We start from the raw sequence: 18,631 nt of genomic DNA on the forward strand, positions 1-18,631 counted from the left end.
AATTGAGAGAATGGAGGTGACACCTATATGGATCAGTGGATCTCTCTTGTAGGTGAGGTGGGGTTTCCGGTTGTCGTGACTTTATTCTTGCTCTATCGAATTGAAAGTAAGCTCGATACCCTGATACAATCCATTCAAAGCCTTCCGGAAAAGCTCCACCCGTAATGATGAATGGGAATCCTCTCTTAGCTGGGAGGATTTCACTTTTTGTTAGCCATTTTTAGGGTGTTATAATAGAAAGGATTGTAAAAAAAGAAGGATATCAGGATTCAAGTGTCCAATATATAGAGTGAAAGGAACGAATGTTCGGGAGGGGACGTAATGAAATTTATTCACACGGCCGATTGGCATTTAGGAAAGCTAGTTCATGGTTTATACATGACTGAAGATCAGGCTTATATGCTCGAGCAATTTATTGAATTAGTCAAAGCAGAGCAGCCTGATGCGATTGTAATAGCTGGGGATCTATATGACCGCTCGGTACCGCCTACTGACGCTGTTAATCTATTAAATGATGTACTTTTTCGATTAAACGTAGAATTAAAGGTCCCTGTTGTCGCGATCGCTGGCAATCATGACAGTGCGGAACGGCTATCCTTTGGTTCTTCTTGGTATAGGCATACTCACTTTTATTTAGAAGGGAAGCTGCCACATTTATTCCAGCCAGTCCATATTGAGGGGGTAAACTTTTTCCTTGTGCCTTATGCTGAGCCAGCTGCGGTTAGAGAAGTGCTTGGGAATCCATCTATTACGACACACGATGAAGCCATGAAGGCGATTATTCAGCACATGGAACCATACATATCATCAGATGACCCTAATGTTTTAGTAGGACATGCTTTTGTCACAGGCGGACAGACGAGTGACTCGGAACGGACCCTCTCTGTTGGGGGTGCTGACCATGTTTCAGCCGAAAATTTTGCACCTTTTTCCTACACAGCTTTAGGACATTTGCATCATCCGCATGCCATCTCTCATCCCACTGTTCACTATGCGGGGTCTCTATTAAAATATTCATTCTCTGAGGCGAGTCACAAGAAATCGATTTCGATTGTTGAGATTAATGAAAAGGGAATCGCCCACAGAACGGAACGGGTTTTAAAACCAAAAAGAGATATGAGGGAAATCGAAGGTTATTTAGATGAACTGTTAGACCCGCAATATTATAAAAATCAGGAGACAGAAGACTATCTGAAAGTAAGTCTCCTTGATGAAGGAACACTTCATGATCCGATACAAAAATTAAGACATGTGTACCCAAATGTGCTTCATTTAGAAAGAAAAGTAGACTGGATGGATTCAAAACAGAAACAAATTTATCAAACCGTTCAGCAAAATAAAATGTCAGAGGTCGAACTGTTTGAGATTTTTTACCAGGAAATGACTACGGCAACCTTCAGTCCTGAAAAAAAGAAATGGCTCGAGCTAGTGATAGATGAAGTGAAGAAAAAGGAGAGTGTAACGTTATGAGACCTCTTCAGTTATCCATGCAGGCATTTGGACCTTATGCGGGCATGGAAACAATTGATTTTACGGTTTTACAAAATAAGCGCATGTTTTTGATATCAGGGAAAACCGGTTCCGGAAAGACAACAATATTTGATGGGATTAGCTTTGCATTATACGGAAAAGCGAGTGGAGAAGACAGGGTGGGACCCGAATTGCGCAGTCATTTTGCAGCAGATGACTGTCCGACTGAGGTGTCTTTATCCTTTTCTCTTCGGCAAAAAAACTACTATATTTGGAGGGCGCCGCAACAAGAAAAAAAGAAAGCGAGAGGCGATGGTTTTACAACAATCGGGGCCAAAGCTGAGCTTTATGAAATGAAGTCCGACGGCAGCCGTGTCCTGTTAGGCTCCAATGTACGGGAAGTGGATGAGCAAATAAAAGATTTGATGCAAATGGATTTTCATCAGTTCCGGCAAATCTTAATGATTCCTCAAGGCGAGTTTAGAAAATTATTAACCTCTGACAGTAAGGACAAAGAGGTCATTATGCAGAGGCTTTTCCACACCGAAACGTATAAAAGAATCGAAGAAAAGCTAAAAGAAAAGGCGCAGGAATCGAAGCTGAAAATTGAAGGCACCTTGTCTGAAAGGGAGCAATGGCTTCGCGATATTAATGTTGTAATGAACGAAGAATTACAAATTGAAATTGCAGCGGAATCGATTCATTATGATAAGGTTCATGAATTACTTTTGGCTGAAATAGAGGCGATGACGGACAAGCTTCAAAAAGAGAAGGAAGAAGTGGAAAAGAAACAAATCGAGCGGGATCAGCTTCAGGCAGCACTTTTAAGAGGCGAGCAAATCGTGCAGCAGTTTGAACTTAAAGCTCAGTTAGAAAAACAAAAACAGGAACTGACTGCCAAACTGGAATGGGTCAAAACACTGGAAAGTTCGATCGAAAATGCAAGAAAAGCCGAGCGTTTGTTGCAGCAAGAAGAGGTTTGTGTCCGCCTCAAAAAAGATGAGACGCAGATTGAATCCTTGAAAAAGGAGGAAACGCAAAAAAGAGAATCGTCTCAACAAATGATGCAGGTGCTTGAAGCAAAAATCGAAAAATTAAAGGAAAACGAACCTCATAAAAAAAAGATAGCCAATGAACTTATGCAACTTGAGGGCCTCCGGAAAGAGATGGAATCCCTGCAAAAAGTTCAAGAGCGATTTACTGAACTGGAGTCTAAACAGCAATTAGCAAAGCAAGAAAAAATAGAGAGCGAAAAACAGCTGATCACAGAAAAAGAAAAAGTTAGCGCCGGTCAGAAAAAAGAAAAAGAGCTTCATCAGAAACAATTGGCGGTCTATGAAATAAAAGCGCAAGGCAAAGCTCTTGTCGATGCTTTGAAAAAGATGGAACACACGCAAATACTAATTGAATCGATTGGGAAATTAGACATCTCGATTGTGGCCAAATCTGCGGAATTGGATAAACTAGAAGCCAAATATAATGAAGAAACTGCCCAAGTGGAAGAGCTTGAACAGAAATGGAATGATCAGCAGGCCAAAATTTTAGCTCATTCTTTAACAGATGGGGCTCCGTGTCCTGTTTGCGGGTCAACCGAGCATCCAAAAAGGGCTGAATTCACTGAAGAAGCTACATTTGATCCTAATCTTCTAAAGATGTATAAAGAAAATAAAAAGAAATCGGAGATTAAGCTTTTCGAGGTAAAGAATGAGTATGCTACTTTAGTCAACAAACGGGACTATGAGCAAAGTGTAGCAGAAGAGCAGCTGAAAGAATTACAGGAATTTAATGCAGATATCACTAGGGAATTACTTAAAAATTATATGGAAGACACCCGGAGCCAAATCCTAACACTCAAACAACAGCTCGCAGACAATGAAACGGTTCAAAAGGAACTGGAGACTTTACAAAGCACGATGGAAACAGCACAAGCGCTCGTTATTCAGTTAGAAGAAAGAAATCGAAAGGCAGTTGAGAACGAACATCAAATTTCCCAAGAGCTGCTTGAAATTAAATCTCAGCTGATCTTTATCCAAAAATCATTGCCGGAAGACATTCGGTCATTCGAACAATATGAAAAAAAATCGTCTTCTTTAAAAGCCGAACTTCAGCATTTTGAACAAGCATGGGAAAAGACTCAAAAAGATTATCAGGATATTAAAGTAGTTTATAATACTACCCTCGGAAAACTGGAAAGTCTTGACCAGCAATTAGCTGAGATTCAAAAAAGCTTGAAACAGGAGAGAGAGCTATTTTTAGAACAATTAAAAACAGAAGGTTTTGACACGTACCAGTCATATGAGCAGGCAAAACTGAGTCACGATCAAATTAAAGATTTTGAACAAAAGGTCCGCTCCTACTTCGAGGAGGTCCGCTCTGTAACAGACCGAATCGAAGACCTCAATCAGATTCTGAAAGGTGTGGAAATGCCTGACTTAGAAGCATTGAAGGCAAAAGCGGAAGCACATGAGCTAATTCTTAAGCAGGTTCAAGAACAGGTTTCGACTCTATCCTACCAGCTGCAAAGAAATGAAACGATTTTAGAAAAAGTGACGAAATTAACGGAACAGATCCGGGATCATGAAAACCAATACAAAATCATCGGAGAATTAGCAGCCATTTCAAGAGGGCAAAATACATATCGTTTATCATTTGAACGATTTGTGTTAGCCGCATTTCTAGACGATATTTTAAAAGTAGCCAATGGCAGGCTGAAAAACATGACAAGCGGACGGTATATGTTAGTCCGTAAGTCGGACCGCTCTAAAGGGAACGTACAAAGCGGGCTTGAACTTCTGGTTTATGATCAGTACACCGGTCAGGAACGCCATGTTAAAACTTTATCAGGCGGGGAGAGCTTTAAGGCATCCTTGGCTTTAGCTTTAGGATTAGCCGATGTCGTTCAGCAGTATGCCGGGGGTGTTTCCCTTGAAACTTTATTCATTGATGAAGGGTTCGGTACATTAGATCCGGAATCATTAGATCAAGCAATCGAAACTCTCTTTGAACTTCAAGACAACGGCAGACTTGTAGGCATCATCTCTCACGTACCAGAACTGAAGGAAAGAATCGATGCCAGACTCGATATTATTGCGACTCAAACGGGAAGTACAACTAGATTTAACATTGAATCATCAGTTGTATAGAAGTTGAATCCACTATTAAAGAAGGAGTTTTCTTGATGAAAACAATTGGAATTGATGCTGGGGGAAGCTTGTTAAAAGTCGTCTATGAAGAACAAGGGAGTTATCATTATAAATGGTTTCCAATCGCCGAAATGGATCAGGCGGTTGCTTGGCTTCAATTATTGGGGCCGCTTTCTGCGTATAAAGTAACTGGAGGAAAAGCCCATAAAGTTCAGGAAAAGCTGGCTGGTGCTACGGTTACCCTTGTCCCTGAATTTGACTCTGTCTGTATTGGAACACGTGAGTTGCTGATAAAGGAAAAGATTGAAGTGCCTGAAAAGTATTTAATTATCAGTATTGGAACGGGTACCTCCTTTTATATAGTAGAAGGTGACAAATATCAGCGATTGTTTGGCTCTGGTATTGGCGGGGGAACAATCAATGGTTTAAGTCAGCTATTGCTTAAGGAACATGATTTTACTAAAGTGGTGGAGCTTGCACAAAGAGGAAAGCGCGGTACGGTCGATCTTTTAGTAAAAGACTTATATGAGGATGAAGAACCGCCGCTTCCAGGAGACTTAACGGCTGCAAATTTCGGGAAACCTGAACTTTCAAACAGTAAAAAAGAGGATGTCGCTGCCGCATTGTTTCAAATGATTGGGGAAACGCTGCTCCTTTTGGCCAAACAATTTGCATCACCTTTCCAGGTGCAAAAGTTTGTCTACGTAGGAAGTGCTGTTGCGAATAATCCTGCTCTGCAGCAAATTATCAGCAGCTTTGACGGCAGCTTTGAGCAAGAAAGTATCTTTATCGATTATGGTTCATACGCAGGGGCTATAGGAGCGATCACTTATCAGTCATGACTAAGCATACATTTTGTAAAGGTGCAATCAACCAAATTAGAGTAGCCGTTTTTTCGATAGTTGCTATCATGGACACACTAGAAGAAGAGGATTTATCTTTAAGGCCGTCTGAAGATAAAAGATCACTTGGGGAATTGTTAGAGCATATCGCTTTAATCTGTAAAGCGGACTATCTGATTGCGAATGGCTCCACACAGGAAGAAATGAATCAATACTACCATTCTCAGGTCTTTCAGGGGCTAGAAAGTATAAAAGAGGCATTGCTCAATAACTTTAAGTATCTTGCGGATCAGTATGAACAATTGACGGAGAGTGAACTTCTCCAAGAAGGGACCTCTTATTGGGGAGTTACCTACACCAAGTTCGAATGGCTCATCGAAATGGCGGCTCATCTTTATCACCATCGCGGACAGCTCCATGCCATGCTTGTTCATTGTTTTGACAACGACCCGCAAGTGTCCTTATTTGAATAAATGGATAAATACTCCTTTCAGTGGGAAAAGTACAGGTGAAGGGAGTGTTTATCAATGAAAAAGCGGGACCGCGCAAAGGATGAACCAACGATTGCCGAAGGAATGAACACAGAAGATCAATTGCAAAAGGATGCAACTCCTGAAGAAATAAAAGAGGGAGACTATACGAGCGTTATCACTCTATCCCTAGATGAAAATGACCCAAGTTAACATGAGAAAATGGCAGCATTCATTTTAATTTTAATGAATGGCTGCTATTTTTTGTTTATGAAATTATAAAAAATCTCGGTAGATTAGGTTTCTCAAGGACATAGGGAGATGGAAAAGGTGAAGGAGGGTCCTTGAGAGAGGTTCTAAAGGACTTATATGAATGGAAATGGGAAAGAAAAGTCCTTGAGAGAGGTTCTAAAGGACGTAATTAGATGGATAAGAGTAAGGAAAGTCCTTGAGAGAGGTTCTAAAGGACGTAAATAGATGGAAAAGAGAAAGAAAAGTCCTTGAGAGAGGTTCTAAAGGACGTAATTAGATGGATAAGAGTAAGGAAAGTCCTTGAGAGAGGTTCTAAAGGACGCAAATGGATGGAAAATAGGAAGAAGTGTCCTTAATAGAGCTTCTTAAGGACAAAACTTAATGGAAAAGAGGAAGAAATGTCCTTTATACACTCCAGAATGATACCCCCGGCTAAATCCACCAATATCGACTTGCTTACAATTTGTTCTTCCAAGCCGCCAACCACTTGTAATAATGTTAAAATAGGAAAGAGGTGGTACGATGAAAATTCAAGCAATCAATCATTTATTGTTTTCCGTTTCAAATTTAGAAGCATCAATTCGGTTTTATCAGCAAGTCTTTAGTGCCAAATTGTTAGTCAAAGGAAGAACAACAGCCTACTTTGACCTTAACGGACTCTGGCTTGCCCTCAATGAAGAAAAAGACATTCCACGCAATGAAATACATCAGTCCTATACTCATATCGCTTTCTCGATTGAAGAAAAAGACTTTGATGAAGTCTATCAAAAACTGCTTGCTCTTCATGTACATATTCTGCCTGGCAGGATCCGAGATGATAGAGATCAGAAATCCATCTATTTTACCGATCCCGATGGCCATAAATTCGAATTCCATACCGGAACTCTTCAAGACCGGCTCGACTATTACCGGCAAGACAAGACACATATGACTTTTTATAACGAATAAATAGAGATTAAGCATAATCTAAGGAGGATACTTGGTATGCACTACGATGTGATTGTAGTCGGAGCTGGGTCCATGGGGATGGCGGCAGGTTATTTTTTAGCAAAAAGCGGAAAAAGAACTCTATTAATAGATTCCTTTAATCCGCCTCATAATAGAGGAAGTCATCACGGTGAGACAAGAATAATCAGATATGCCTATGCGGAAGGGGAAGAGTATGTTCCATTAGTTCTTAGAGCACAAGAATTATGGCATGACTTAGAAAAAGCAACGGGAAGACAATTATTTCTGCAAACAGGGGTTCTCAGTGTAGGTGAGGAAAAAACAGATTTTATCCAAAACATAATTTCCAGTTCAAAAACCTATTCGTTACCGCTTGATGTAATTGATGCTAATGAAGTCAATAAACGCTGGGCTGGCATCTCTTTACCTGAAGACTATATTGGCTGCTTTGAACCGACCTCTGGCGTACTAAAATCGGAGGAATGTATTGAAGCCTACCGGGAGTTGGCAGTGCAGCAAGGTGCAACAATTTTAACCAACAGTCGAGTAAAAGAAATTTCTGTTCATGGCAACAGTGTTACAGTTAGGACCGATAACCAGACATTTACCTCGAATTCATTAGTTGTTTCTGCAGGAGCCTGGGCGCGAAGTCTCCTATCCATGTTAGGTTTAAAGCTTCCGTTATCCCCCGTAAGAAAAACATTTGCCTGGTTTGATGCTGAGGAAGATCTTTATCATCATGAAGATTTTCCTGCCTTTGTATTTGAGACAGCCCAAGGTCTTTATTATGGATTCCCAAGCATCGGTGGTTCAGGATTAAAAGTAGGCAGGCATGACGGAGGAAATCGCATCAATCCGGATGAATCCATCCCTGGTTTTGGAGAGTTAGAGGAAGATGCAGGAGATTTATCACAGTTTTTACAACACTTTATGCCTGGAAACAAACCATTAAAGTACGGTAAAACATGTATATATACATTGACACCTGATGAAAATTTTGTAATCGATTTACACCCAGAGTATTCGAATGTTGCGATAGCTGCCGGTTTTTCTGGTCACGGCTTTAAGTTCAGCAGTGCGGTCGGGCAGGCTTTGAGCCAATTAATTATTTCAGGGAAGTCAGAAATTGATCTTTCGCCGTTTTCTATTGGCCGGTTTTGAAACACAGACAAAAGTGATTTTATTAAATAAAGGCTGTTTTCGTATACTTTGTTGTTTTTTAATGAGGTAAACATGTCCGTTCCATTTCGCTCCAGACACAAGATTCCCCGGGGAGGAAGTCGAGCCTCCTCGCAACAATCTTTGCGAAAACAGCCCAGTAAAAAAGGGATTGCAGTGCCAATCCCTTTTTCCTCGAAAACTATCCTGTTAGGATATCTTCAGTCGGATAGCGAATTTTTTCAGCTTCCGGCTTTGCCAGTGAAAATGCAAAGGTCAGAGGACCTAATTTACCAAAGAACATGACAAGTACTATGATTAGCTTGCCTATAATGGATAGATCTGCAGTTAAACCCATAGACAGACCGACCGTACCAAAAGCAGAAATCACTTCAAATAAAATCAATAAAAAAGGATCTGGCTCCGTTATGTTTAACAGAAAGACTGCTAAAAAGATAAACAAGATACTTATCGTCAAAATCGCAAGAGAACGGAAAACTGCTTTATCCTTAATCGATCTTTTTCCAATGGTAATATTCCGTTTTTCTCTTAGAAATGTTATGACAGAAAAAACAATGACTAAAAACGTTGTTAGTTTAATTCCTCCTCCAGTTGAAGCACTGCCTGCACCTATAAACATTAATAGAAGCATAAGTGTGATGGTACCTTCATGTAGACTTGCAATATCAAGCGAGTTAAATCCAGCAGTACGCGGTGTAACTGCCTGGAAATAGGCTGCCCACATTTTATCTCCTAGCGATGCCAGTGTCCCAAATGTATTTGGGTTGTTGTATTCTAGAAAGAAAATAACCATCATCGCAAATAAATTGAGTACTATAGTACCCACAATCATTAACTTCGAATGAAGACTTAACCTTCTAAAATTCGGCTTGTGCCAAATATCGGATAAGACTGTAAATCCAATTCCTCCAATGATAAAAAGAATTGTTATGACCAGGTTTACGACTGGGTCGCCTACATACCTCATCAGGCTATCTGCCCAAATCGAAAATCCCGCATTATTAAAAGCTGAAATAGAGTGAAAAAAACTAACATACATTCCTCTTCCCCAGCCATATTCTGGGACCCATCTTATCGCAAGCAGGATCATTGCGATAATTTCAATAGTAAAAGAATAGATAAATAAGTTTTTTACTAAATTTATAACTCCGCCAATAGAGGTTTGATTGAGCGCTTGCTGCACGATGATTCTTTCTTTGAACCCGATTTTCTTCCCTAGCACAATAAAAATCAGAACAGCGAAAGACATAATGCCTAAGCCCCCGACCTGTATGAGCATCAGTATGACTAATTGTCCAAAAATAGTATAGGCAGTCCCTGTGTCGACTACCGCGAGACCAGTTACGGTCATAGCTGATGTTGCTGTAAAGAGAGCATCGACTAAACTTATAGAATCCACTGTTGCAAATGGCAGTTTAAGCAATAGTGTACCAAGAATAATAAAAAACACAAATACAAGTACAAGCAGCTGGGAGGGGTTCAGATTAACATATTTAAACCTCATTTTAGACACCTTTTTCTTCAAAACGAGCGATATCATTATTATGTCCTATGACAATTAAGACATCGTCTCTTTGAATCACTTCCTCAGCAGAAGGAGAGACAATAAATGAACCATCGCGCTGTATGCCCACAATCGTACAACCATAATTAGCACGTACATTAAGCTCTCCTAAGGTACGGCCCTCGATTTTATTTGTTGCAACAATCTCGACCATGCTGTGTTCTTTCGATAACTCGATAAAGTCGATCATTTTCTCAGAAACGATATGATGGCAAATTCTTCTGGCAACATCACGTTCTGGATGGATGACCCGGTCTACTCCGATTTTTTCAAGAACTTTTGAATGGTAATCGTTTTGAGCCTTTGCCCAAACTTGAGGGATACCAATTTCTTTCAATATCATGGAGGTCAAAATACTGGACTGCATATTATCTCCAAATGATACAAAGGCATGATCTACATTACGAATACCGAGCTCATTTATCGTTGTTTCATCAATGACCTCTACACAAACGGCATAGGTTGCATACTTAGAATATTCATTAACTTTTGTTTGATCTTTGTCTATCGCTATTACTTCAATCCCCATGTCATAAAATTCTCTAACAATAGTGCCTCCAAAACGTCCAAGACCGAAAACAGCAAATGATTTTTTTCTCATTTATTACTCTTCCTTATTGTTTTTTATTAGTATCTCAATCTAATCGAGCAAAATACTTATATAAACTCATAAAAAAAAACGGGGAATACCCCGTGAACGGCTTGTCAGATCCAATAGTTGAATGACTTACTTAAAATAGCTCCATGTAAAATCAATCGTTAACATCCCAACATGTTTTTTAGGATCATTTGTGTTCATGTTTTTAGTCGCTAATTCAGGTTTTCGAAAACAAACTAATTCTTTGTAATAGCCAAACATTCTACAGATTTCAGGTCTAACGGAATGTATTCCGCATCTATCATTATTTGTATCATAGAAAATGCAGGTCCCATAATATCTTTTTTGATTCTCAAGCTCTGAACGAATTTTTACTGGCATTGTTTTTATCTTCTTTTTTATTTTCTTTAGCTCGTTTTCAGTGACAGGAACTGGACCGCAGCACAAACCCTTACATCCTAAGCAAGGTAATGTATCCATATCATCAACTCCTAAAAATAATTATGCTCTATTTACTCAAACCCATTTTTTGAACGCAAAAAAACCGTTTAGTTCATTTACTAAACAGTTTTGTGGATCAAATCTAAATGGATTATCTTCTCAATCAAACCAATTATACCATAGTTATGGTATAAAATTCTATTTAAACTGTTAAATTTATCTAATCACAAATCGAAAAAAAATCTTAGTGATAACGAATTATTAGTTGACCTAGTCAACTAATAATCCTATACTTGAGTTAGTTTAATTTTCTGAATATTGAGGAGGGTGAAGATGGAACCCAATTATTATGTGGAAAAAATCCGGAAATTCAACCGCTATTATTCAAATCTTTTAGGCAAAATCGATCAAGAAATCTATAATCAGCCTTTCTCTCTAACAGAAGCAAGAGTGATAACTGAAATAAATTTTAGAAATGGCTGTACCGCGTCTGAAGTTAGAGAAAATCTTGGAATTGACCGTGGTTATATGAGCCGAATCGTTCAAAAGTTTGAGAAGGTAAAAATCATTTTTAAAGTGCAATTAAAAAATGATAAACGTCAATATTTACTCTTTCTTACTAACTATGGTAAAGAAATTTTAAATGACCTGGTTGAACATGCAAATTGTGAAGTAGCTAGAATGATTCAAGGCATGTCTCATTCTGAATTGACAAAGTTAATAGCTTCAATGGAAACCATAGAATCCATATTCATAAAAGAGCATTCCTCTCCGTCAGAATTCATTATTCGACCGTTTCGACCAGGGGATGTTGGTTTCGTCGCACACCTGCACGGAAAGTTGTACGAAAAAACATATAATTTTGGCAGGATTTTTGAATATTACGTGATGAAAGGCTTAACAGAATTTATGATCAATACGGATGGAGGAGAATTATGGATTGCTGAAGCAGATGGAAAAATGGTTGGTTCGATTGCGATAACTAGATCCAATGATAAAGTAGCCCAATTAAGATGGTTCGTTTTAGATGAAAATTATCATGGTAGGGGGATAGGTAAGAAACTTATAGAGACTGCGATTCATTTCTGTAAAGAGCAGGGGTATAAACATATTTTTCTATGGACTGTCAGTATTTTAGACACTGCTCGCTATCTTTATCAAAAATATAATTTTAGATTAACAGAAGAAAAGCCTAACGATGAATGGACGGGCTCGAGATTAGTAGAAGAACGGTGGGACTTAGATCTATCCGATGAAAAGCAAACTCTATAATAAAATAAAATAGGAAATCTGCGGATTTTTCTATACTTTTGTTGTTGAAATTTAAAAATAATCATTACAGCTATGTCATACTAAGGCTTTATATACAGAGGTATATAAGGTCTTTTTTATATAAAAAAATCTATGAATCCATAAAAAAGAGTGAATGAAATTTGCCAAGGACACGTAATGGAATTTATTGTTGCGGTATTGTACAAAGCAGTTTTAGGATTGCGATGGGGGACTTGCTCTGATTTGGACTATTTTTCCAACTATAATAAAAATGTTTTGTAAGTCAATAAACGGGTAAGTATGAATAGGTAGGAAAAAAATGGGGATACATAACGTATCTATGGGTTCTACTATTCGAATACGATCGGTTGTGTGATGTTATCCTGTAAAACCTACGTAAAGACGATTTTTCCATGATTTGGGTAATTAAAAATTGCTACTGAGAGTTTTGGAGGTGTTGCAAAGTTGATTGAGTTTAAAGAAGTAAATAAAGTATTCCCGGATGGGTTTCATGCACTTCAGGATATTACATTTCATGTCGAAGAAGGAGAATTGCTCGTTCTGATTGGGCCCAGCGGATCTGGAAAAACGACGACTATGAGGATGATTAATCGCCTTATAGAGCCAACGAGCGGCGTGATTAAGATTGAAGGGAAAGATATATCAAAGGAAGATCCTGTAAAGCTTCGCCGGACAATCGGCTATGTCATCCAGCAAATCGGATTGCTGCCGCATATGACCATAAAAGAAAATGTATCGCTTGTCCCCAGGCTGATGAAATGGAAGAAAGAAGCTTACGCAGGTAAAGTCGATGAATTGATGAATATGGTCGGCCTGGATCCAAAGGTTTTTGGAGATCGTTACCCTTCAGAGCTGAGCGGCGGGCAGCAGCAAAGGATTGGAGTAATTCGTGCGTTGGCCGCTGAACCGAAAATTATTTTAATGGACGAACCGTTTAGTGCTCTGGATCCTATTAGCCGGGAACAGCTGCAGGATGAATTGGTCCGGCTGCAGCAGGAAATCCGTAAAACCATTGTATTCGTTACCCATGATATGGATGAGGCGCTAAAGATTGCTGACCGAATTTGCATTATGAAAGACGGAAAGGTTGTACAGCTGGATACACCCGAAAATATGATTCGCCGTCCTGCAAATGAGTTTGTACGGAGCTTTATTGGGGAAGATCGTCTTCAAGAAAATATTACGTTGCCAAAGCTGAGCAAATTGATGGTTCCTGCTGTTACAGCCAGTGAAAGCCGCAGGCTGGCTGAATCTATGAAATTTATGAGAAGCAAGCGTGTAAACAGTCTTGTAGTAGTGGATAAACAAAACATATTCCAGGGCATTGTCTCTGTTTGGGATGTCCAAAAACATTATAAAGAAGAAGAACTGATGTTAAAGGACATTATGGACTCAAGCGTCGTGACACTGCAACAAGATGATCCTGCAGAAAAAGCTTTTCAGCTAGTTAACGAATCCAATTATGGTTTTGTCCCCGTCATCGACGCTCAAAGAAAGCTTATTGGAATTGTTACTCGCTCAAGTCTGGTAGAGTATATGGTCGACGAAATGGTCGAGTAAACATGCTAGGGGGTGTAAGCATATTGAATTTTATTAGTAATACCGCTGATGTTTTTCTAAACCGGTGGCCGACTATATGGAATTTGATATTGGAGCATATGTATCTTTCTCTCATTTCAATTGCTATTGCTATTTTAATTTCTGTTCCTCTTGGCATTTATTTAACTAGGCACCGGAAGATTGCTGATACAATTATTGGAATAGCAGGGGTTTTTCAAACGATTCCAAGCTTGGCGCTGTTAGTGTTTCTAGTGCCATTCATCGGTACAGGACAGGTTCCTGCCATTATTGCTTTAACGGTCTATGGATTATTGCCCATTTTACGTAATACCTATTTAGGGATCACAGGTGTTGAACGGTCGGCGATTAATGCTGGAATTGGGATGGGGATGACCAATCGCCAGGTCTTGTGGATGGTCGAGCTGCCTTTATCTCTAAGTGTGATTATGGGTGGAATTCGTACGGCTACCGTTTTAATCATTGGGGTTGCTACCATTGCGGGCCTCATCGGGGCTGGAGGCTTAGGGGACTTAATCTTCCGCGGACTGCAAACTTACAATACTGGCCTCATTCTAGCCGGTGCAATTCCATCGGCTTTATTAGCCATTGTTTTTGATTACCTATTGAAGCTGTTAGAGGCCGACGTGACTCCTCAAGGACTCAAGCAAGGACAAAAAACGAGTAAAAATGTAAGCCGCTGGAGAAAATGGGTTGTCTTAGCTTTAATTTTAATTCTGCCCCTTTCAACGTTAGCATCACAGCTGGGTGAAACCGCAGGCGGCAAAGATACGATTACCATTACCGGCAAAAATTTCACTGAGCAGGAAATTATGGTTTATATCATGGGGCATCTGATTGAAGAACATACAGAACTGAATGTGGAATACGAATCATTCCTTGGCGGTACAGCACCTGCATTCGAAGGGGTTAACACGGGAAATTATGATTTGTATATGGAATACACTGGGACGGCGCTGCTGAGTATTTTAAAAGAAGAAATGGTCAGCGATCCGGATAAAGTCTATGACATTGTAAAAGAAAGGTTTAAAGAGGAATATGATTTAGTTTGGTTAGAACCATTTGGGTTTAACAATACGTATACTTTAACAATCCGGAAAGAGGATGCTGAAAGCTGGGGTGTTCAAACCATTTCGGACTTAGGAGAGAAAGCAGCAGAGCTGACACTTGGGTCAGAACCAGAATTTTTGGAGCGCCCGGATGGATACCCAGGTCTTGTAGATACTTACGGGTTTGAATTTGGCGGAACTCAGGCGATGGATTCTGGAATCATGTATAGTGCCATTAAAAATGGTGAGGTCGATGTCATTGACGCCTATTCAACAGACGGACGCATCCCTGCCTTTAATCTGCAAATCCTTGAGGATGATAAAGGATTTTTCCCTCCTTACTACGCTACACCAGTAATCAGAGCCGATACACTAGAAAAGTATCCTGAAATTGAAGAAGTATTGGGAATGCTCGCCGGTAAAATCAATAATGAAAAAATGCAAGAGCTAAACGCAAAAGTAGATTTGGATAAAGAGCAATATGAAAAAGTTGCGCTTGACTTTTTAAGAGAAGAAGGGTTAATTGACTGAAACAGGGGGAAACAGGGGGACGGTTCTTCTGTTTCCTAGCGAAGACTCTCGATCTGAGGTCTTCCTTTTTTTTAATAAAACTCAGGTTTCGCATATCGTACTAAGCAGCGAGGGACGCTAAAGGACATCAGTTCCGTTAACAGTGAAAAAAATGCGGAATTTCAAGATTAACGGACATTGGTTCCTTTATTTGGCCCAAAATAGGCAATATTTGAGGTATTTAATGTAAATAGCGGAACCTATGTCCGTAAAACTTCAATTTTACGGTTTTTTAGCAAATAGCGGAACGTATGTCCTGATAATTTGTTATAACGGGCATTTTTTAAAAATTAAGGTCGTATATCTGTAATTCAGAAATATCCAATTGAGCCAGCCGGTTATTCTTGCTAGATTTAGGCTATGACTGATGAAAGATTAAATTACGATATTCAGAAAGCAACAAGGAGAAGTTAATAAAGATCTTTAGTAGAACAAGAACAGCCTTTTTTTATTTCAATTCATTTCGGAATTCAAACATTCAAATCTGGAATATTATGTTAAAATTGAATTATACATAAACATTATATGAAGGAAAGTTGCCCTTCATCTATTGAGCTTACGGAACAGATTAAATAATAGGGTTAAGGAAGTAACAGAGGTGAAACTCCTAATTAAAAAGAACTTTTAAAGATTTATATCGTAAAAATGTATGGGGTGTTTAAATGTTTCAATGGTTGTATGAGTTTATCTTTGCACGAACTTACCCTGTATTCACCACTTTAGATGCAGGAGAACTTTTAAAGGCAAAAGAAAAATTACGTAGTGCGGGTATAACAAAATTTAAAGTAAGCAGTGGGGGTAATCACAGCATCCGATTTGCTGCTCTCGGGGGGACTCCACACACTATAAAAGTATGTAAGAAAGATTATGAAAGGGCAAAAGAGGTTTTAAGAAAGTATTAAAATCTGAATCTGTTATGGAGAGGAATTCTAGATGAATATAAGACTTGCTGATGAACAAGATATTAACCAACTGATAAAAATGAGGTGGGATTTTACAATTGAATATGATGAAAGTAAAAAAATTGAACAGACATCGTTCACTGATTTTGAAAAAGAATGCCACTCTTTTTTAGAGAGTGCACTTAATAGTGGTCAATGGTTTATTTGGGTTGCAGAGGATAATGGAAAAATTGTCTCGCATATATACATAGAATTAATACAAAAAGTGCCACGACCTGGCAGAATAACATATCCATTTGCTTATATAACGAACGTATATACGATTAAAGAATATAGAAATAAGAGCATTGGGAGTAAGTTACTTACCACAATAAATGAGTGGACTAAAAAAAATAGATATGAATTTATTATTGTATGGCCAAGTGATGATAGCATTGATTTTTATAAGAAAAATGGTTACGTTCATTGTACAGAACCGATGGAATATTTTCCTTCTTAGTGTAACGGGTGAGTGGAGTTTATCTAAAGGGGCAAGATAGCTCTGCAGCATCTTTATCAAATCAAAATGAGAGATGCTAAAGTGTTTAATTTTGAAGCGAAAAATAAAAAACCACTTTGAGTGGTTTTTTAATCTCGCATTGCTCCTGCCTCACGGGAAGTCATTGCACCTTGTCCTTCGCTTACATCTTTTTGAATTTCTTTTTTTACTTTTTGTGCATCCGTTCCGACGATTTCTGGTTTCATAATAGAACCCAAATTCTCTTTAGCTTTTTGTTCCTGTTGCATACAAATCCTCCTCTATTTATTGTTTCACAATCTTATTATTTACAAATAAACACTCGATAAATCCGAGGATTCAAGGGAATTTCACTTAATGACCAGTAAAATATTTATAATGGTTTTTAAGTATTTAAGATTTAGGGAGGTTTAAATGAAATTCCATTTAATTGGTGAGGACACTAAAATTGAGATTGAGGTATTAGGAAGAAGTCATCCAAACACAACTGACTATTGGGATGGAAATTGGTTATTTTCTAAAATTAATTTAAACATACCAGGTTATTTGGCTGGATTTCCGATGGATTTAAGGACGGATGAACTACAGGATTTCACAAATGAACTGAAAAAATTAGAGAAAGAAATGGTGGGAAAGGCAATCCTAAAAAACCTAGATGGTTATTATCATTTTGAAGGTGAAATCGACCAGCTAGGTAAAATTAAATGGAGTGCTGAAACCTGCTATCCTGCTGGACATGGTGCTATACTGAACTTCGAATTTAAATCAGACCAATCATATTTACAAGGATTAATTAAGGAATTAGAACAAATTCTAACTGAATTTCCAGTTATCGGAATTCCTTAGGTGCGTTAGCCCATATGGTTAACTCTTTATATGCAGAAGTTTTAAACTATCCGGGCAGGTTTGTCCGTTGTGTAATGCCTAATTAAAATAGTATTCTCTTCATTTGTTAACCAGGGCAGGTTTGTTAAAGAAGGAACTGTATTGAAAGGGAGAGATGCTAAGATGAGAAAAAGATTGCTTGTTGCTCTAATTTCATCATTTTTATTTTCTTTAGGGTCTTCACTTTTGTCATACATGCCAGAGTCACAAAGCAATCCCAGATCACTATTACCCTGGAATATGGGATTCATTCTTATTAACTTTTATATATATTACTCCTGTTTACTTTTTTATAGGGATCCCGATAACTTTTGGAATTGACAGTTTGAAGATTCAACAAAAAAGTTCGAAAACGAAATCGTATTTATTAAAAGTAGGAATGTATACTATTTCAAGTCTGATTCTTACATTGATTATAATAATCCTTTTAAATGGATTCTCCAGTTTTTCATTTCAAGGTTTTGTTATAATATTGTTGTTAAGTATAATCGCTTCAAATTTGTTCTACCACATTTTATTATTAATGGACCATGTATTTTTAAAACATAAAACAATGTAGTTTTTTAGTTATATTAAATAAAGGGTAGCAAGAGTTAAAGAACAACAAACTTTATACAGATTTGTTTTATAAATGGGCAGATTAACTGTAGAAGAAATGGAAAATAAATTCATAATTATCCTCGTATTAGCCTTAGTATAAGAAATTGCTGGCAGCGGATAATAAAGCAAAAGGAGGGCAAAACTTATGTCACAAGACGGTAACAATATAAATAGAAAAAAACCAGGCATAAAGGATCATATGGATAGTGAACAATTAGAAGATCGCTTAAATAGCGATAACGCATTTAGCGATAAAGGGTTAAATAATGCATTTTTAACTCGCGAAGCTGTGAAAAAAGAAATCAATAATTAGAGATACAGCAGCTTTTT

General features: G+C 38.3%; 19 protein-coding genes. 15 read left to right on the forward strand and 4 right to left on the reverse strand.

Features of this window, described 5'->3' with window-relative positions; genetic code table 11:
* Window positions 1-27: 27 nt before the first annotated feature.
* From CRO56_RS18445 to solA, 8 genes are all read left to right on the forward strand, one after another.
* Entirely contained in the window at window positions 28-165 is a 138-nt protein-coding gene (locus tag CRO56_RS18445; RefSeq protein ID WP_097160096.1) for a YvrJ family protein, read from the forward strand.
* A 156-nt stretch (window positions 166-321) separates the two neighbouring features.
* A complete protein-coding gene (locus CRO56_RS18450; RefSeq protein ID WP_097160097.1) occupies window positions 322-1,470 on the forward strand; it encodes an exonuclease SbcCD subunit D in 1,149 nt (382 codons plus the stop codon).
* Complete coding sequence (locus CRO56_RS18455) at window positions 1,467-4,613, forward strand: AAA family ATPase (protein ID WP_097160098.1); 3,147 nt, start codon at window positions 1,467-1,469, stop codon at window positions 4,611-4,613. The genes CRO56_RS18450 and CRO56_RS18455 overlap by 4 nt, the downstream gene beginning before the upstream one ends.
* Before the next feature lie 35 nt (window positions 4,614-4,648).
* On the forward strand, window positions 4,649-5,455 hold the full coding sequence (gene coaW / locus CRO56_RS18460; RefSeq protein WP_097160099.1) for a type II pantothenate kinase: 807 nt from the start codon (window positions 4,649-4,651) through the stop codon (window positions 5,453-5,455).
* Window positions 5,452-5,928 carry a DinB family protein gene (locus CRO56_RS18465; RefSeq protein WP_097160100.1) on the forward strand — a complete coding sequence of 159 codons (477 nt, stop codon included), beginning with the start codon at window positions 5,452-5,454 and terminating at the stop codon, window positions 5,926-5,928. The genes coaW and CRO56_RS18465 overlap by 4 nt, the downstream gene beginning before the upstream one ends.
* Before the next feature lie 54 nt (window positions 5,929-5,982).
* Window positions 5,983-6,138: a hypothetical protein gene (locus CRO56_RS22995; RefSeq protein ID WP_179714349.1), complete on the forward strand. Its 156-nt coding sequence runs from the start codon at window positions 5,983-5,985 to the stop codon at window positions 6,136-6,138.
* A 561-nt stretch (window positions 6,139-6,699) separates the two neighbouring features.
* The gene (gene fosM / locus CRO56_RS18470) at window positions 6,700-7,125 is read left to right on the forward strand and encodes a FosM family fosfomycin resistance protein (protein WP_097160101.1); all 426 of its coding nucleotides are present in this window, start codon (window positions 6,700-6,702) and stop codon (window positions 7,123-7,125) included.
* A gap of 36 nt (window positions 7,126-7,161) precedes the next feature.
* Window positions 7,162-8,286 (forward strand): N-methyl-L-tryptophan oxidase, encoded by a 1,125-nt coding sequence (gene solA, locus CRO56_RS18475; protein WP_097160102.1) that lies wholly within the window; start codon window positions 7,162-7,164, stop codon window positions 8,284-8,286.
* Window positions 8,287-8,485: 199 nt separating this feature from the next.
* On the opposite strand, the gene CRO56_RS18480 is transcribed toward solA, so the two are convergent.
* The 3 genes from CRO56_RS18480 to CRO56_RS18490 all read right to left on the reverse strand — a co-directional run bounded on the left by CRO56_RS18480 (window position 8,486) and on the right by CRO56_RS18490 (window position 10,946).
* Window positions 8,486-9,808: a TrkH family potassium uptake protein gene (locus CRO56_RS18480; RefSeq protein WP_097160103.1), complete on the reverse strand. Its 1,323-nt coding sequence runs from the start codon at window positions 9,806-9,808 to the stop codon at window positions 8,486-8,488.
* Window position 9,809: 1 nt separating this feature from the next.
* Complete coding sequence (locus CRO56_RS18485) at window positions 9,810-10,469, reverse strand: potassium channel family protein (protein ID WP_097160104.1); 660 nt, start codon at window positions 10,467-10,469, stop codon at window positions 9,810-9,812.
* Between the two features lie 126 nt (window positions 10,470-10,595).
* A complete protein-coding gene (locus CRO56_RS18490; protein WP_097160105.1) occupies window positions 10,596-10,946 on the reverse strand; it encodes a YkgJ family cysteine cluster protein in 351 nt (116 codons plus the stop codon).
* Between the two features lie 294 nt (window positions 10,947-11,240).
* On the opposite strand from CRO56_RS18490, the gene CRO56_RS18495 reads away from it, so the two are divergent.
* The 5 genes from CRO56_RS18495 to CRO56_RS18515 all read left to right on the forward strand — a co-directional run bounded on the left by CRO56_RS18495 (window position 11,241) and on the right by CRO56_RS18515 (window position 16,798).
* Window positions 11,241-12,179: a bifunctional helix-turn-helix transcriptional regulator/GNAT family N-acetyltransferase gene (locus CRO56_RS18495; RefSeq protein ID WP_097160106.1), complete on the forward strand. Its 939-nt coding sequence runs from the start codon at window positions 11,241-11,243 to the stop codon at window positions 12,177-12,179.
* A gap of 465 nt (window positions 12,180-12,644) precedes the next feature.
* A complete protein-coding gene (locus tag CRO56_RS18500) occupies window positions 12,645-13,760 on the forward strand; it encodes an ABC transporter ATP-binding protein (protein ID WP_097160107.1) in 1,116 nt (371 codons plus the stop codon).
* Between the two features lie 23 nt (window positions 13,761-13,783).
* Window positions 13,784-15,358, forward strand: coding sequence for a glycine betaine ABC transporter substrate-binding protein (locus CRO56_RS23455; RefSeq protein ID WP_281257333.1), 1,575 nt, complete (start codon window positions 13,784-13,786; stop codon window positions 15,356-15,358).
* 701 nt (window positions 15,359-16,059) lie between these two features.
* Window positions 16,060-16,299, forward strand: coding sequence for a putative signal transducing protein (locus CRO56_RS18510; RefSeq protein ID WP_097160108.1), 240 nt, complete (start codon window positions 16,060-16,062; stop codon window positions 16,297-16,299).
* A gap of 31 nt (window positions 16,300-16,330) precedes the next feature.
* Window positions 16,331-16,798 carry a GNAT family N-acetyltransferase gene (locus CRO56_RS18515; RefSeq protein ID WP_097160109.1) on the forward strand — a complete coding sequence of 156 codons (468 nt, stop codon included), beginning with the start codon at window positions 16,331-16,333 and terminating at the stop codon, window positions 16,796-16,798.
* Between the two features lie 128 nt (window positions 16,799-16,926).
* On the opposite strand, the gene CRO56_RS23000 is transcribed toward CRO56_RS18515, so the two are convergent.
* Entirely contained in the window at window positions 16,927-17,085 is a 159-nt protein-coding gene (locus CRO56_RS23000; protein ID WP_179714351.1) for a hypothetical protein, read from the reverse strand.
* Window positions 17,086-17,230: 145 nt separating this feature from the next.
* Between CRO56_RS23000 and CRO56_RS18520 the strand changes: the two genes are divergently transcribed.
* Both CRO56_RS18520 and CRO56_RS23005 read left to right on the forward strand, forming a co-directional pair.
* Entirely contained in the window at window positions 17,231-17,662 is a 432-nt protein-coding gene (locus CRO56_RS18520; RefSeq protein ID WP_097160110.1) for a WapI family immunity protein, read from the forward strand.
* 784 nt (window positions 17,663-18,446) lie between these two features.
* Entirely contained in the window at window positions 18,447-18,614 is a 168-nt protein-coding gene (locus CRO56_RS23005; protein ID WP_179714352.1) for a hypothetical protein, read from the forward strand.
* Window positions 18,615-18,631: the final 17 nt, after the last annotated feature.

The sequence above is a fragment of the Bacillus oleivorans genome, assembly GCF_900207585.1.
In the GTDB taxonomy this organism is placed as follows: Bacteria; Bacillota; Bacilli; order Bacillales; family JC228; genus Bacillus_BF; species Bacillus_BF oleivorans.